General features: G+C 42.0%; 16 protein-coding genes, 1 tRNA gene, 2 rRNA genes, 1 other RNA gene and 1 other annotated feature. Of the genes, 5 read left to right on the top strand and 15 right to left on the bottom strand.

The window, feature by feature from the left end:
- Positions 1-215 precede the first annotated feature (215 nt).
- The 7 genes from bofA to tadA form a co-directional block, all read right to left on the bottom strand.
- A complete protein-coding gene (gene bofA, locus AU387_RS02525) occupies positions 216-479 on the bottom strand; it encodes a sigma-K factor-processing regulator BofA (RefSeq protein WP_044153617.1) in 264 nt (87 codons plus the stop codon).
- Positions 480-545: 66 nt separating this feature from the next.
- The gene (locus AU387_RS02520) at positions 546-770 is read right to left on the bottom strand and encodes a YaaL family protein (RefSeq protein WP_024123599.1); all 225 of its coding nucleotides are present in this window, start codon (positions 768-770) and stop codon (positions 546-548) included.
- Between the two features lie 18 nt (positions 771-788).
- Complete coding sequence (recR, locus tag AU387_RS02515; protein ID WP_059334702.1) at positions 789-1,385, bottom strand: recombination protein RecR; 597 nt, start codon at positions 1,383-1,385, stop codon at positions 789-791.
- A gap of 14 nt (positions 1,386-1,399) precedes the next feature.
- Positions 1,400-1,723 (bottom strand): YbaB/EbfC family nucleoid-associated protein, encoded by a 324-nt coding sequence (locus AU387_RS02510; protein WP_014112282.1) that lies wholly within the window; start codon positions 1,721-1,723, stop codon positions 1,400-1,402.
- Between the two features lie 23 nt (positions 1,724-1,746).
- Positions 1,747-3,441 carry a DNA polymerase III subunit gamma/tau gene (gene dnaX, locus AU387_RS02505; protein ID WP_044153622.1) on the bottom strand — a complete coding sequence of 565 codons (1,695 nt, stop codon included), beginning with the start codon at positions 3,439-3,441 and terminating at the stop codon, positions 1,747-1,749.
- A 128-nt stretch (positions 3,442-3,569) separates the two neighbouring features.
- Positions 3,570-3,834: signal recognition particle sRNA large type (gene ffs / locus AU387_RS02495), an RNA gene on the bottom strand.
- Between the two features lie 82 nt (positions 3,835-3,916).
- Complete coding sequence (gene tadA / locus AU387_RS02490; protein WP_024123596.1) at positions 3,917-4,402, bottom strand: tRNA adenosine(34) deaminase TadA; 486 nt, start codon at positions 4,400-4,402, stop codon at positions 3,917-3,919.
- Between the two features lie 83 nt (positions 4,403-4,485).
- Between tadA and AU387_RS02485 the strand changes: the two genes are divergently transcribed.
- The 4 genes from AU387_RS02485 (at position 4,486) to dck (ending at position 7,755) form a co-directional block, all read left to right on the top strand.
- Entirely contained in the window at positions 4,486-5,037 is a 552-nt protein-coding gene (locus tag AU387_RS02485) for a cysteine hydrolase family protein (RefSeq protein ID WP_059334700.1), read from the top strand.
- A 62-nt stretch (positions 5,038-5,099) separates the two neighbouring features.
- Complete coding sequence (locus tag AU387_RS02480; protein ID WP_059334698.1) at positions 5,100-6,383, top strand: LysM peptidoglycan-binding domain-containing protein; 1,284 nt, start codon at positions 5,100-5,102, stop codon at positions 6,381-6,383.
- Between the two features lie 98 nt (positions 6,384-6,481).
- On the top strand, positions 6,482-7,105 hold the full coding sequence (gene dgk, locus AU387_RS02475; protein ID WP_044153628.1) for a deoxyguanosine kinase: 624 nt from the start codon (positions 6,482-6,484) through the stop codon (positions 7,103-7,105).
- Positions 7,102-7,755, top strand: a complete 654-nt coding sequence (dck, locus tag AU387_RS02470) for a deoxyadenosine/deoxycytidine kinase (RefSeq protein ID WP_059334696.1) — start codon at positions 7,102-7,104, stop codon at positions 7,753-7,755. The genes dgk and dck overlap by 4 nt, the downstream gene beginning before the upstream one ends.
- Before the next feature lie 114 nt (positions 7,756-7,869).
- Here the strand turns inward: dck and AU387_RS02465 are convergent.
- The 6 genes from AU387_RS02465 to guaB all read right to left on the bottom strand — a co-directional run bounded on the left by AU387_RS02465 (position 7,870) and on the right by guaB (position 14,346).
- Positions 7,870-7,962, bottom strand: a tRNA-Ser gene (locus AU387_RS02465).
- A 132-nt stretch (positions 7,963-8,094) separates the two neighbouring features.
- Positions 8,095-9,372, bottom strand: coding sequence for a serine--tRNA ligase (gene serS / locus AU387_RS02460; protein ID WP_059334694.1), 1,278 nt, complete (start codon positions 9,370-9,372; stop codon positions 8,095-8,097).
- Between the two features lie 66 nt (positions 9,373-9,438).
- Positions 9,439-9,650 (bottom strand) — a binding site (T-box leader).
- A 52-nt stretch (positions 9,651-9,702) separates the two neighbouring features.
- Positions 9,703-10,293 carry a pyridoxal 5'-phosphate synthase glutaminase subunit PdxT gene (pdxT, locus tag AU387_RS02455; protein ID WP_059334692.1) on the bottom strand — a complete coding sequence of 197 codons (591 nt, stop codon included), beginning with the start codon at positions 10,291-10,293 and terminating at the stop codon, positions 9,703-9,705.
- Positions 10,294-10,313: 20 nt separating this feature from the next.
- Positions 10,314-11,198, bottom strand: a complete 885-nt coding sequence (gene pdxS, locus AU387_RS02450; RefSeq protein WP_024123589.1) for a pyridoxal 5'-phosphate synthase lyase subunit PdxS — start codon at positions 11,196-11,198, stop codon at positions 10,314-10,316.
- 195 nt (positions 11,199-11,393) lie between these two features.
- Positions 11,394-12,725 carry a D-alanyl-D-alanine carboxypeptidase gene (gene dacA, locus AU387_RS02445; protein ID WP_024123588.1) on the bottom strand — a complete coding sequence of 444 codons (1,332 nt, stop codon included), beginning with the start codon at positions 12,723-12,725 and terminating at the stop codon, positions 11,394-11,396.
- Between the two features lie 154 nt (positions 12,726-12,879).
- The gene (gene guaB / locus AU387_RS02440) at positions 12,880-14,346 is read right to left on the bottom strand and encodes an IMP dehydrogenase (protein ID WP_044153635.1); all 1,467 of its coding nucleotides are present in this window, start codon (positions 14,344-14,346) and stop codon (positions 12,880-12,882) included.
- 120 nt (positions 14,347-14,466) lie between these two features.
- On the opposite strand from guaB, the gene AU387_RS02435 reads away from it, so the two are divergent.
- Positions 14,467-15,417, top strand: coding sequence for a YaaC family protein (locus tag AU387_RS02435; protein WP_059293412.1), 951 nt, complete (start codon positions 14,467-14,469; stop codon positions 15,415-15,417).
- A gap of 37 nt (positions 15,418-15,454) precedes the next feature.
- Here the strand turns inward: AU387_RS02435 and rrf are convergent.
- A 5S ribosomal RNA gene (gene rrf / locus AU387_RS02430) occupies positions 15,455-15,570 on the bottom strand.
- Between the two features lie 53 nt (positions 15,571-15,623).
- Positions 15,624-15,798 (bottom strand): 23S ribosomal RNA (locus AU387_RS02425); the annotation flags it as partial.

Below are 15,798 nucleotides of genomic sequence, written 5' to 3'. Positions count from 1 at the left end.
GCGATTTTATAATAAAACTTGAATTAACAGGTACGTTTTGTCTTGTTTAGTTTTCAAAGAACTTTATTGCCGCTCTTTAAGCGACTTTATAATCATAACATTTTACGCCGTTTCCGTCAACAACTTTTTTGTATTTTCTTTAAAAAGCTTATCCGTCATCAGCGACGTATATTAGAATAACACCCTTACGTCTTAAAGTCAACATATAACATGAATTAAATAATAAAATGCTTAATTACTACTAATGCTGCTATTCCCGGTATGCCCAAGATTCCGCTTATGGCTGTTGTGACAATGTTAATCGGCACATGGATGCCGAGGCTGCCTCCGAACATGTTCACACATACCAGCAACAAAGCACCCGCTACACATTTAACAGCAGTTATACCAATCCACTTTAAAGGCTTCGCAGGCGAACCTGATAAAAACAGAAGAATAACCAGTCCTAAAATAATCCCTATAATAAAAATAGGCTCCATGAATCTTCTCATCCCCTTCACTTGTTCTAGTACAAGCTTATGAGAAGATCCAGGAGTTTAGACCACTTACTTCCACCTGCTGATTTTCAAATTGCGCTGTTTCGCTTCCCTCAAGTAAAAAAAATACTTTGCTTCAGCTACCTTCAGCTCGCATAAAACCTCAGCTGATGGTTCAAGGCTTTTTTCAACCAGCTTCTTTTGCCTGTTCCACTCTTCCTTTTGCTTAAAAAGCTGCTCAATTAGTTTTTCATCAAACTCTCTTCTCAATGTTTTCTTGCGAAGAAAACCCATGGATCGCTTTTTCCTCCCTTACAATTCACGTCTTCCTTCAAGTGCCTTAGAAAGAGTGACCTCATCAGCATATTCCAAGTCACCGCCGACGGGCAGTCCGTGGGCAATACGGGAGAGCTTAATACCAGATGGCTTCAAGAGCCTTGATATATACATCGCTGTTGCTTCCCCTTCTATATTAGGGTTTGTTGCGAGAATCACTTCTATCACTTGATCATCCTGTAATCGTTTTAACAATTCTGGTATTTTTATATCCTCTGGTCCGATGCCGTCCATTGGAGAAATGGCGCCGTGGAGAACATGATACTGGCCGTTGTATTCTTTCATTTTCTCCATAGCAATAACATCCTTAGGGTCTTGCACAACACAGATAATGGACTTATCCCTTCGTGAATCTTCACATATATAACAAGGGTCTTGATCTGTAATATGCCCGCAAACTGAGCAATATGTCAGATTGCGTTTCGCATTTACCAACGCTTTCGCAAAATCTAATACCACATCTTCTTTCATACCTAGAACAAAAAAAGCCAGACGGACCGCTGTTTTCGGCCCGATCCCTGGCAATTTCATAAAGCTGTCGATCAGCTTTGATATTGGTTCAGGATATTGCATTTTCTTTTATCCCCCTAGAACAAACCTGGCATGTTCATTCCTTTTGTAAATTGACCCATTGTTTCGTTTGTGATCTCGTCAACTTTTTTCAAGGCTTCATTCGTTGCAGCAAGCACTAAATCTTGGAGCATTTCGATATCTTCCGGGTCAACTACATCTTCTTTAATGATGACATCCAGAATTTCTTTTTGGCCGTTTGCTTTAACTGTTACCATACCGCCGCCTGCAGTTCCTTCAACTACCTGTTCTGCAAGCTCTTCTTGAGCCTTTGCCATATCCTTTTGCATCTTTTGCATTTGTTTCATCATTTTTTGCATATTTCCCATTCCGCCACGCATATTATCCACTCTCTTTCATTTTGTTAGTCTTTTATTTCAATTAAATCCGCTCCGACAAGCTTTTTCGCTTCTGCAATAAGCGGGTCTTCTTCAGCCGGCTCATTTGATCCTTCATTTTCCTGCTGATGATCTACTAAAAATTCTTCTCTTATTTTACCCCATTGTGCTTCTGGAACGCCAATCAAATCCATTCTTTTTCCGAGCATAGATTCTAAAATCTGTTCAAGATTAGTCCGGACACCGTTGTTATCCTCGGCGACCATTTTACAATGTATTTCATATTTGAATTTCAGTACAAATGCCGAAGAAGCTGCAGCCACAGGTTCACTGTCATTCAGCAGTGCAGCATGCGATACTTTGTTTTGCTGTTTCAGGTGAGCCAGAAGCTTGCCCCAGCTGCTTCTGAGCTGATCAAGGTCCGTTCTCGTTGCTTCCTTCAAAATTTCATGAATTCTGCCTACCGGCGCTTTGTAATTGGATTTCCCGCCTTTTGGCGCACGCGGCGTCTCTTTTTTCGGACTTTCCGCCGCTGCTTTTACGCCGGTTGTTTTGAGCCGTTCTACTTCTTGCTCAAGCTGCTGGATCTTTTTCATCAGCATATCAACTTCAGGCAGGTCTGCAGCAGCTGGTTGATGAGACGTTTGGCAAATCTTCACCACAGCCACTTCAAAGAAGATACGGGGATGGTTCGTCCATTTCATTTCCTGGTGGCTCTTGTTCAGGATATCAATCATTTCATATATCGCCTGGGTCGGAATTTGTTCACTCAATTCACGGAACGTTTCATCGACTTTTACTTTTTCCAGTACACCCTCTAAGCCAGGAGCTGTTTTGAACAGCAGCATGTCCCTGAAATAGAAAATCATATCCTCTATCAGCTTCGCCGGGTCTTTCCCTTGCTGAAGCAGCTCATTCAATGTTTCCAAAGCTTCAGAAACATGTTTTTCATGCAGAGATTGCGCAAGCTTACCTATATATAATTGAGAAACTGCTCCGGTAATCAGAAGTGCATCATCAACTTTTAGCTCGTCGCCGCTGAATGAGACTGCCTGATCAAGAAGGCTCAAAGCATCCCTCATACCGCCATCTGCAGCACTCGCAATAATGTCGAGCGCCCCTTCTTCAACCTGCAGCTCTTCAGCTTCAACTATTTTGTTCATACGTCCGACAATTGCTTGGGATGTAATTCGCTTGAAGTCAAAACGCTGACATCTGGAGATAATGGTTAAAGGAATTTTGTGCGGTTCTGTTGTTGCTAAAATGAAAATACAATGCTCAGGCGGCTCTTCTAATGTTTTTAATAACGCATTAAAGGCGCCGATAGAAAGCATATGCACCTCATCTATGATATATACCTTATATGTGACGGCCGATGGGGCAAACTTCACTTTGTCGCGGATGTCACGAATTTCATCAACACCGTTGTTAGAAGCGGCGTCAATTTCTATGACATCGGATATGGACCCGTTTGTTATCCCTTTACAGGCTGCACATTCGTTACATGGCTCATCAACAGGAGCGTGTTCACAGTTGACAGCTTTGGCAAATATTTTGGCCGCACTGGTTTTTCCCGTACCCCTTGGCCCGGAAAACAGATAAGCATGAGAAAATTTCTTTTGCAAAAGGGCATTTTGAAGCGTTTTTGTAATGTGCTCTTGTCCGACCACATCTTCAAAGCGCTGAGGCCTGAATACTCGATATAAAGCTTGGTAACTCACGGGTGCGCCCTCCTCCGTTATTCATCATTCCCATTATACATGAACCGTGTATCGATTCCAAAAACTCTTTTACATAACAAAAAACTCACCTAATATTAGGTGAGTTTGAAAATTTGATGATTGATTTACCGTGCACCTTCTGTCGATTCGCTACCCTAAGCGTTACTTAAGCAGTTAGCTCGGCCCAGGCAACCCTGCGGCACATGAGAGGTTTCACTTAATGCTGCTTCCTTCCGGACCTGACATGGTTCATGAATTCCCATTGCGCAGGACCCAAACGTCAACACCACTTACTTAAGGCAGACCTTAAAGTAAACGAACCTCGAGAAGGGATTCGGCCCCGCTAGAGCGGATTGCGGGTACAGGGCACCGCTACCTCCCCGCTTAGCACGGCAAAATAAATATCAAATTTTATGTCGCATCTATGACGATGCACACATAAGTATATCGTTTCCCCCTAAAAATTGCAACCTTACTACTCAGACAAGTTTTTCCTAGAAGCTTTCTTCTTTTTTCTCAGATCTCTGAAAAACGCACTGAGCATTCCTCCGCATTCTTCCTCTAGCACACCGCTCACCACTTCAGCCTGATGATTAAAGCGTTCTTCCTGAAGAAGGTTCATTAACGTGCCTGAACAGCCTCCTTTTGGATCAAATGCGCCAAACACCACTTTCTCCACGCGTGAAAGCACGACGGCTCCGGCACACATCGGACAAGGCTCAAGGGTAACGTAAAGTGTTGCGCCTTCCAGTCTCCATGTTCCAAGTGACTTGCACGCTTCATCAATCACAAGCATTTCCGCATGAGCGATAGACCGCTGCTCTGTTTCTCTTAAATTATGCGCGCGTGCCACGATTTTATCATTCACAACAAGCACGGCCCCGATCGGAACCTCGCCTTTCGCTTCAGCTTTTTTCGCTTCTTTTATTGCTTCTTTCATATAAAGTTCATCTTGATTCATCAGATTAGCTCTCTTTTCAAAGTTTTTTCCTTACCTAAAAAGGCTACATATTAACTATAACTTAAACAGAAAGGAGACTGTCGATGTCTAAAGCAGACACAGCTCTTCTCATTGTAGACATGATCAATAATTTTGAATTTGATATGGGAGAAAGTCTTGCCAACAAAACAGAAAAAATCGTTCCTCACATTTTATCATTAAAAAAGCACGCAAGACAAAATGACTGGCCGATTATATACATTAATGATCATTACGGGCTTTGGCAAGCGGATATCCAAAATATCCAGCAAGAATGTGAAAACGAGAAAAGCAAGGCCATTATCAAAAAGATATCGCCCGAGGATAATGACTATTTTTTAATCAAGCCGAAACACTCCGCTTTTTATGAAACAGCCCTCCATACCCTCCTGACTGAATTACAGGTGAAACGCATTGTCTTAACAGGGATAGCGGGAAATATATGCGTGCTGTTTACCGCTAATGATGCTTACATGAGAGAATACAGCATTACAATACCCAAGGATTGCATTGCTTCTAACAGCGATCAGGACAATGAATTCGCTCTAACCATGATGGAAAATGTTCTTTTCGCAGAAATTACAACGGAAGAACAAATTACAGAAAAACAAACATGATTAGCGCTTTCCTTTCATACATTGTAGCGATATGAAAGGAGGCGTTTTTCATTCAAATTTATGTGGTGAAACAAGGCGACACTCTTTCTGCTATCGCTTCACAATACAGAACAACTGTAAATGAAATCACAGAAACGAATGAAATACCGAATCCCGACAGCCTTGTTGTCGGACAAACCATTGTCATTCCAATAGCTGGCCAGTTTTATGATGTTCAACAAGGTGATACCCTGACATCCATCGCACAGCGATTTAATACAACAGCAGCTGAGCTTGCCAGGGTGAACCGCATCCAGTTAAATACCGTACTGCAGATTGGTTTCCGTTTATACATTCCTCCAGTTCCAAAAAGAGACATTGAATCAAGCGCTTATTTGGAGCCACGCGGAAATCAAGTCAGCGAAAATCTCCAGCAGGCGGCCAGAGAAGCATCGCCCTACTTAACGTACCTTGGGGCTTTCAGTTTCCAGGCACAGCGTGATGGAACCTTAGTCGCACCGCCTTTAACGAATTTAAGAAGCATTGCAGAGAATCAAGGCACGACACTGATGATGATTATAACGAACCTAGAAAACCAGGCATTCAGCGATGAGCTCGGCCGGATCCTTTTGAACGACGATACTGTGAAAAGAAGACTTTTGAATGAAATAGTCGAGAACGCCAGAAGATATGGTTTCCGTGCTATTCATTTTGACTTTGAATACTTACGGCCCCAGGATAGAGAGGCATATAATCAATTTCTCCGCGAGGCAAGGGATCTTTTTCATCAAGAAGGCTTAGAAATTTCTACGGCGCTTGCCCCTAAAACAAGCGCAACACAGCAGGGCAGATGGTACGAAGCCCATGATTACAGAGCACATGGCCAAATTGTCGACTTTGTTGTCCTCATGACTTATGAATGGGGCTACAGCGGCGGACCTCCTCAAGCTGTTTCTCCAATTGGTCCTGTTCGGGATGTCATCGAATATGCTTTGACAGAAATGCCTGCGAATAAAATTGTCATGGGGCAGAATTTATATGGGTATGATTGGACGCTGCCATTTACAGCTGGCGGAACTCCGGCAAGAGCAATAAGCCCTCAGCAAGCCATTGTCATAGCCGATCAAAACAATGCCGACATCCAGTATGACCAAACCGCTCAAGCCCCCTTCTTCCGCTATACTGATGCAGAAAACAAAAGGCACGAGGTATGGTTTGAAGACGCCCGTTCGATTCAGGCCAAATTCAATCTGATTAAAGAGCTTCATTTAAGAGGGATCAGCTACTGGAAGCTGGGGCTTTCCTTTCCTCAAAACTGGCTGCTGCTTTCTGATCAATTTCAAGTTGTCAAAAAGACGTTCCGTTAATTTGGAAACGTCTTTTTTTCATAGGGGAATCCAAGGGTTGTGATACAATATGAAGGTCAGCAATTGACGGACGTTTTTTAGAAATAAGGAGGATTCCAATGAATACAGCCCCTTTTATCGCAGTTGAAGGTCCTATCGGGGCAGGAAAAACAACGCTCGCGACGATGCTTTCACAAGAGCTTGGATTCCCTATGATCAGTGAGATTGTTGAGGATAATCCATACCTTGATAAGTTTTATGACAACATTGAGGAATGGAGCTTCCAGCTTGAGATGTTTTTTCTTTGTCACAGGTACAAACAGCTTGAGGATACCAGCCATCACTTTTTAAATGAAGGACAGCCTGTAATAGCTGATTACCACATTTATAAAAATGTGATTTTTGCGGAACGAACGCTGTCTGAACAGCAGCTCAACAAATATAGAAAGATTTTTCATCTTCTTACCGATGATCTTCCAAAGCCAAATTTCATCATTTACATAAAGGCAAGTCTGCCCACATTGTTACACCGCATTGAAAAACGCGGGCGTCCCTTTGAGAAAAAAATTGAAACAAGCTATTTGGAGCAGCTGATCGCAGATTATGACATCGCCATTAAGCAGCTGCAGGAAGCAGACCCAGATCTTACGGTGTTAACAATAGATGGCGATTCAGAGGATTTCGTTTTGAATAAGAGCGATTTTGAACGTATTGCCGCCCATGTAAAGGAGCTTATAAAATGAAGGAACATCATATCCCTGAAAATTCAATCATTACAGTAGCAGGAACAGTAGGTGTCGGAAAATCTACTTTGACAAGAGCATTGGCTAAACGGCTTGGCTTTAGAACCTCTCTTGAGGAAGTCGATCATAACCCATACTTAGAAAAATTCTATCATGATTTTGAACGCTGGAGCTTCCATCTGCAAATCTACTTCTTAGCTGAACGATTCAAAGAACAGAAAAATATTTTTGAAGCCGGCGGAGGGTTTGTACAGGATCGTTCTATTTATGAGGATACTGGGATTTTCGCAAAAATGCACGCTGACAAAGGGACGATGTCAAAGACTGATTATAAAACCTATACAAGCTTGTTTGAAGCAATGGTGATGACACCGTATTTCCCGCATCCTGATGTGCTGATCTATTTAGAAGGTGATCTGGACAACATATTAGCCCGGATTGAAGAACGCGGACGTGAAATGGAGCTTCAAACAGATCGGTCTTATTGGGAAGAAATGCACACGCGTTACGAAAACTGGATCAGCGGTTTTAACGCTTGCCCTGTCCTGAAAATCCGTATTGAAGATTATGACTTGAAGAATGATGAAAGTTCTATCGAGAACATTGTTGATCAAATCGCAACTGTCATTCATGAAACGAAAAAAAAGTGAATCTCATGACCTGAGATTCACTTTTTTATGATATTAAAAAATCCGTTGCGAACGATGCAACGGACAAAACAATCTCCAATATATGCTTGAGTTTCATTAGAATTAAAATCAATATGGCGGAGGAAGAGGGATTCGAACCCCCGCGGGCTTTGACACCCCTGTCGGTTTTCAAGACCGATCCCTTCAGCCGGACTTGGGTATTCCTCCGTATCGACAAGACTTACTATATCATGAATGTTTTATGATGGTCAAGCATTTTTAAAAACTTTTTTTGTTTTTATGAAAGTGTTTAATTCAAATAGCGAAAAGGCGTACCTTATCAGGCACACCTTTTTCGCATTACGCTTTGATGACTTCTCTATTTCCCATATAAGGACGAAGCACTTTTGGTATAATGACGCTTCCGTCTTCCTGCTGATAATTTTCTAAAATAGCGGCAACTGTTCTTCCGACTGCCAAACCTGAGCCGTTCAATGTGTGTACATGCTCTGGTTTGCCTTTCGCTTCACGTCTGAAACGAATGTTCGCACGTCTGGCTTGGAACGCTTCGAAGTTGCTGCAAGAAGAAATTTCACGATATGTGTCTTGGCTCGGAATCCAAACTTCTATATCGTATTTTTTCGCAGCCGTAAATCCTAAATCACCCGTACACATGCTCATTACACGGTATGGAAGTTCCAACAGCTGGAGCACACGCTCAGCCTGGTTTGTTAGTTTTTCTAACTCATCATAAGAATCTTCCGGCTTTACAAACTTCACAAGCTCCACTTTATTAAACTGGTGCTGACGGATTAACCCGCGTGTATCGCGCCCTGCTGAACCAGCTTCTGAGCGGAAGCAGGCACTGAATGCCGCATAATTAATCGGCAGGCTGTCGCCTGACAGAATTTCATCCCGGTGCATATTTGTGATCGGCACTTCAGCAGTCGGAATCAAGAAGTAATCCTCTTCTCTGATCTTAAACGCATCCTCTTCGAACTTTGGAAGCTGTCCTGTTCCCGTCATGCTTGCGCGGTTTACCATATAAGGCGGGATGACCTCAGTATAGTTATACTCATCCACATGAAGGTCAAGCATAAAGTTATAAAGCGCACGCTCCAAACGAGCACCTAAGCCTTTATAAAACACGAAGCGGCTTCCTGTTACCTTCGCTGCACGTTCAAAATCAAGAATGCCAAGCTCATCAGCAATATCCCAATGCGGTTTTGGCTCGTATGCAAATGAAGGTGTTTCGCCCCATTTTCGAATTTCTACGTTATCATCTTCCGTTTCACCGACTGGCGCTGATTCGTGCGGAATATTCGGGATTGAAAGAAGAATGGTCTCAAGCGCAGATTCCACTGTTCTTAATTCTTCATCAAGTTTTTTAATTTCCTCGCCGACTTCACGCATTTCTTTAATGATGTGATCCGCGTCTTTTTTCTCGCGTTTCAAAGCGGCTACCTGCTGGGATACTTCATTCCGTTTTCCCTTTAGCTCTTCTACTTTTCCGATAAGCTCTCTTCTTTTATCATCAAGCTCCTCGAACTTATCAAAATCTGTTAAGTCTTCGCCTTTGTGTACAAGCTTTGCTTTAATTTCTTGGAAATTTGATCTCAGCATTTTCGTATCAAGCATGCGAAACACTCCTTTTTTCATTAAATTCATTGAATTATCGAAAATAAAAAGAGCCCTCATCCCCATGAAAGGGACGAGAGCTCTCGCGTTGCCACCCTGATTGAAAACAAGCCTAGACTTGTTTTCCGCTTTCACACATAACGGTTATCCCGTAAATGCCTACTTCATTCAGCATTTCGCTCAAGGATGGATTCAGACAGCATCTTTCACCGATTCGCACCAACCATCGGCTCTCTTAGAAAGAGAGGCTTCCTACTAGTTCCTATCAACGCTTTTCGATCTTTATTTGTGTTTATAATGTACTATAAGTTTCCACAGCTTTCAACTGTTTTATACAAGGGCTTTCTGCTTGTATTCCTCGACCATTTGAACGAACAGCTTTGTCACTCGATGATCCTCTGTCAGTTCCGGATGGAACGAACAGCCCAAGAAATTACCCTGTTTAGCAGCAACAATGCGTCCGTTATGCTCAGAAAGCACTTCAACATTTTCACCGACTTCCAAGATATGCGGCGCACGGATGAATACACCAGTGAAAGGTTCGTCCAGCCCTTTAATTGTTAAATCAGCTTCAAAGCTGTCAACCTGCCGGCCAAACGAATTCCGTTCAACAACTACATTCAGCAAACCTAAATGAGCGTTGTCTGAACCGGCAATTTCCTTTGCTAAAATAATTAAACCGGCACATGTCCCAAACATCGGTTTTCCCTGAGCAGCAAACTCACGCAATGGCTCCATGAATTGATACGTATCAATTAAACGGCGCATTGTCGTGCTTTCTCCGCCTGGCAAAATTAAACCATCGATTTCGTTTAGCTGCTCTGGGCGTTTAATAACAAGTCCAGCTGCACCGCATGCTTCAATTGCATGGATATGCTCTCTTACTGCTCCTTGAAGTCCTAGTACACCTATTGTTAACATGTCGCAGCTCTCCTATATTCTTACCAGCCGCGTTCTTGCATACGCTGTTCTGGAAGTAAATTTGAGATTTCGATCCCTTTCATTGCAGTTCCAAGCTCTTTTGAAAGCTCTGCAATCAATTTATAATCAGTGAAGTGAGTTGTCGCTTCCACAATTGCTTTTGCGAATTTTGCAGGATTGTCTGATTTGAAGATACCAGAACCAACAAATACACCGTCAGCGCCAAGCTGCATCATAAGTGCCGCATCAGCAGGAGTTGCTACGCCGCCAGCCGCAAAGTTAACGACAGGAAGTTTACCGTCTCTTTTAATTTGTTGAAGCAGCTCATAAGGTGCTCCCAAATTTTTCGCTTCAGTCATCAGCTCGTCATCGCTCATTGCAACTACTTTGCGCACTTGAGCATTTACCTTGCGCATATGGCGAACAGCTTCGACGATATTACCAGTTCCAGGCTCACCTTTTGTACGAAGCATAGAAGCGCCTTCAGCAATACGGCGTGTTGCTTCGCCGAGGTCACGGCAGCCGCACACGAAAGGTACTGTATATTCATTTTTATTCAAATGAAATTCTTCGTCAGCCGGAGTCAGAACTTCACTTTCATCAATATAGTCAACACCCATAGCTTCAAGCACACGCGCTTCAACAATATGTCCGATACGCGCTTTTGCCATTACAGGGATGGATACAGCATTCATTACTTCTTCCACGATTGTAGGGTCTGCCATACGGGCAACTCCTCCAGCCGCACGAATATCAGCTGGTACACGTTCTAGCGCCATTACAGCGACAGCTCCAGCCTCTTCAGCAATTTTCGCTTGTTCCGCATTGATGACGTCCATGATGACGCCGCCTTTTTGCATTTCTGCCATTCCGCGTTTTACACGTTCAGTACCTGTTTGAGCCATTTCTTGGTCCCCCTAATCAAGGTATAGTATATGATTTCTATTTCTTATTGTATCCTAGAAATCCAATAATTCATATGGATATAACTTATTTTATTCGGTTTTTAGGGCTTTGAAAATCATTTTTTATTAAAAATTGGGTTTTTTCAGTATATTAAGCGAAAGAGCCCTAACATCAATCAGAGCTCTTTCAATTCATTAAAACCAGCCAGTTACTGTATCAACAATGCTTCCCCAGATACCAGCGAAGAATCCGCCGATGCTGCGCATTGTTAAAACAAACCAGTTTGCTTTATCTACATTTTCTTTCGTCACAAGGTCTACACCTGCCAGGCTGCTGTTAAGGAATCCATAGTCCTTTTCATCACCTGTATATTCCGCAGTCAGTTTCCCAACCTTCGTCCCTTTTTTCACAGGGGCAGTCAAAGTGTCTTTGTTTAAAGTAACTTTTGCTTTGTAATTCTTTTCTTCACCATTTTTGACAGGAAGAGAAAATGCCTTGCTTGTGACAATGCCTACTTCTTTCTCTTTACCTTTATCTACAGAAATGGTTTTATGGCCTTTTACCTGATCGCCTTCAGCATAAATTTCTTTCATAGAGAAATTGTTGAAAGCATAATCAAACATTTTTTTCGTTTCATCGAAACGGCCAGTGTGAATGTTGCCTTTTGCGTTTAACACCACAGTGATGACACGCATTCCGTTTCTTTCAGCTGTTCCTGTAAAACATGAACCCGCAGAGTCAGTAGAACCTGTTTTCAGTCCATCTACAGTTGCACCTTTGTACTCGCTGACAAGACCCTTCAGCATAAAGTTCCAGTTCGGCATGTCCATTTCATCATCTGTGCCTTTTCTGAACTTCATTTTTGAGATGCTGGAAGTTTCTAAAATCTCAGGGTAGTCAGTAATCAGGTGATCTGCAAGAATAGCCATGTCCTTAGCAGAAACTTCACTTTCTTCATCTACGCTTGTCCCTTCAGGCTGCTTGCCATGAAGATCTTTGTTTTCAAGACCTGTTGCATTAACAAATTTGTAATTTGTTAATCCCAGTTCTTTTGCTTTTGCATTCATTTTTTCAACGAACTTTGTTTCAGAGCCTGCAATAACTTCTGCAATGGCAATCGCAGCCGCATTTGCAGAATAGATTGCTGTCGCTTGATAAAGTTCTTTTACTGTGTATTTTCCGTCTTTCCGAAGAGGAACGTTTGATAAACTGTTATCTTGGGAAATCTCATACACATAGTCATCAGGCGTATAGGTTTGATCCCATTTTACTTTGCCTTCATCAATTGCTTCTAATAACAGATACTCTGTCATCATCTTTGTCATACTTGCAATTGGCAGTCTTTTCTCTGCATTTTTGCTGTAAAGAATTTTACCTGAAGAAGCTTCGATCATAATGGCAGCTGATGCGTTGATATCAATTGGATCGCTGGCAGCCTTTGCTTTTGACATTGGAGTCAGGCAAGTTACGGCCAGTGTTAAAACAACCAATGACATCAATAGCTGTTTACATTTCTTGATGTTCAATCGTACGACCTCCGTATTTCATTTTTCTTCATCTATAATTAAGCCGTTAAGGACATTTTCAATGCACAACAGTATAAATTTTATCATAATCGGTATAAAAAAAATAGACAGAGTCAGAGACCCTGTCAAATGTTTTTAATTTGTAACAATTTATTTATGAAATTGTATAGTTCGGTGATTCTTTTGTAATCTGTACATCATGCGGATGGCTTTCACGAAGGCCTGCACCAGTCATACGAATGAACTGAGCTTCTTCTCTTAAAGCGCGAAGATCTTTAGATCCGCAATATCCCATACCAGAACGAAGACCGCCGACTAGCTGATAAACTGTTTCTTCAACCGGTCCCTTGTAAGGTGTGCGTCCTTCAATGCCTTCTGGAACGAATTTTTTATTTTCTTCTTGGAAGTAACGGTCTTTACTTCCTTTTTCCATTGCAGCCACAGATCCCATACCGCGGTATACTTTGAATCTTCTGCCTTGGTAGATTTCAGTTTCACCAGGGCTTTCTGACGTACCTGCCAGCAAGCTTCCAAGCATAACAGCATGTCCGCCGGCTGCCAATGCTTTTGCAATATCCCCTGAGAATTTAATTCCGCCGTCTGCGATAATTGTTTTGCCATGTTTTCTTGCTTCAGTCGCACAGTCATAAATCGCTGTGATTTGAGGCACACCAACACCTGCTACCACACGAGTAGTACAAATTGAACCAGGTCCGATTCCTACTTTGACAACATCAGCACCAGCTTCGTAGAGTGCTTTTGTCGCTTCAGCTGTTGCTACGTTTCCAGCGATAATATTTAAATCAGGATACGTTTCACGGATTTTTGTCACTGTGTTTAACACGCCTTGAGAATGCCCGTGTGCTGTATCGATAACAATGACATCCACATTGGCTTCTACAAGCTTTTTCACGCGTGTCATCGTGTCGCCAGTTACACCAACTGCCGCGCCAACGATCAAACGTCCGTGAATGTCTTTAGATGAGTTAGGGAACTCGATAACTTTTTCAATGTCTTTAATCGTGATAAGACCTTTTAATTTATTTTGATCATCAACGAGTGGAAGCTTTTCAATTTTATGTTTCTGCAAAATCTTTTCAGCTTCGTCTAAAGTCGTTCCAACCGGTGCAGTGACAAGTTCTTCTTTTGTCATGACATCGCTGATTTTCATTGAGTAATCAGAAATAAAACGAAGGTCGCGGTTAGTGATAATACCGACAAGCTTTTGGTCTTCTTTGTTATCTACAATCGGAACACCGGAAATTCTGTATTTCCCCATCAAATGCTCCGCATCAAAAACTTGGTGATCAGGAGTTAAAAAGAAGGGATTTGTAATAACGCCTCGTTCAGAGCGTTTTACTTTATCAACTTGTTCAGCCTGCTGCTCGATCGACATATTTTTATGAATTATGCCCAAGCCGCCCTGTCTAGCCATTGCAATCGCCATTGCTGATTCTGTTACAGTGTCCATACCTGCGCTGATGACAGGAATATTCAGCTTTAACGTCTTTGTTAGTTCAACAGATAAATCCACATCACGCGGAAGTACCTCTGACTTAGCTGGTACAAGCAGCACATCGTCGAACGTTAAGCCTTCTTTTGAAAATTTACTTTCCCACATTAGTAAATCCCCCTCTTTTCGGCAAAATATTATATGTAGATTATCAACAAGCCAAGAGCATGTCAAGGAACCGAAAAAGAGTTGAAATATTTAGATAACGGAAAGGAATTAGAAATACATATGACATATCATGATTGGAAAGACTTAGCGCTATTTTACTCCGTAGAATCAACCCAGAAATTTCTAGAAAAAGTCTATGTCTTAAATGGTGCAGATGAGGCGAAACAGAACTCTTTTAAAAACAGCGAGCGGTTTATTTTCTTCTTGAAGCATGCTGAATCATTTTATAAGCAAGCCTCTTGCTCGCCTTTAGAAATTAAACCCATTCTTTTATTCTACGGGATGTCACAGCTGATCAAAGCATGTCTCATCACACAGGATCCTCACTACCCAAGCCATACATCCGTTCTCGCACATGGCGTCACAGCGCGTAAAAGAAAGAAGCAAAATTATTGTTTTAGCGATGATGAAGTGAAAATACAACGCAACGGTTTATGTATGCACTTCATGAAACACTTATTTGGTCAATCAGGTATAGAAGATGAACGGTATACTATGAAAAAGTTATTAGCCGCTATCCCAGAATTAAGTGATATTTTTCAATTTCAGAAAAAGGAATGCTTTATTACAAAGGTTGAGAAGGAAAAAGACATGGTTTCTATACCAGAGGATATCGTGATTGATTATAAGATGTCCGATTCACGATTTGTTGAATATATGTCTCATCATTTTAAATGGACCTTTTTGAAGAAAGATAAAGATGACCTGCTGTTCCATCTTTCGCGGCAAGACATAAATCCATGGACGTCAATCAGCCTATTATTTGATTTGGACAAAAGACAATATTATATTCCTTCTAAACGAGATCAGTTTCTTAAACTTCCGGAAATAACAATCCATTATTTAATTTTGTACAACATAGGAATGATTGCGAGGTATGAGACAGAATGGTGGTATGAGCTGTTAACGCAGCATGTCAGTGATGATTACGTGTTGATTCAACAGTTTTTAATGGTAACGGAAAACAAATTTCCCAAATACGTTTTGAAATTTCTGCAACAATATATATAAACAAAAAACCCAGCTCAATGAGCTGGGTTTTACCCTTGCTTGGCGGCGTCCTACTCTCACAGGGGGAAACCCCCGACTACCATCGGCGCTGAAGAGCTTAACTTCCGTGTTCGGCATGGGAACGGGTGTGACCTCTTCGCTATCGCCACCAAACAATTGAGAGTGTTCTCTCAAAACTAGATAACAGGTGTGACATCATTAGACATTAGGTTAAGTCCTCGATCGATTAGTATCTGTCAGCTCCATGTGTCGCCACACTTCCACCTCAGACCTATCAACCTGATCATCTTTCAGGGATCTTACTTCCTTGCGGAATGGGAAATCTCATCTTGAGGGGGGCTTCATGCTTAGATGCTTTCAGCACTTATCCCGTCCGCACAT

The organism is Bacillus halotolerans (genome assembly GCF_001517105.1).
GTDB lineage: Bacteria > Bacillota > Bacilli > Bacillales > Bacillaceae > Bacillus > Bacillus halotolerans.
Note: the sequence above shows the minus strand (reverse complement) of the source record. Positions and strands in the feature narration are given on the sequence as shown.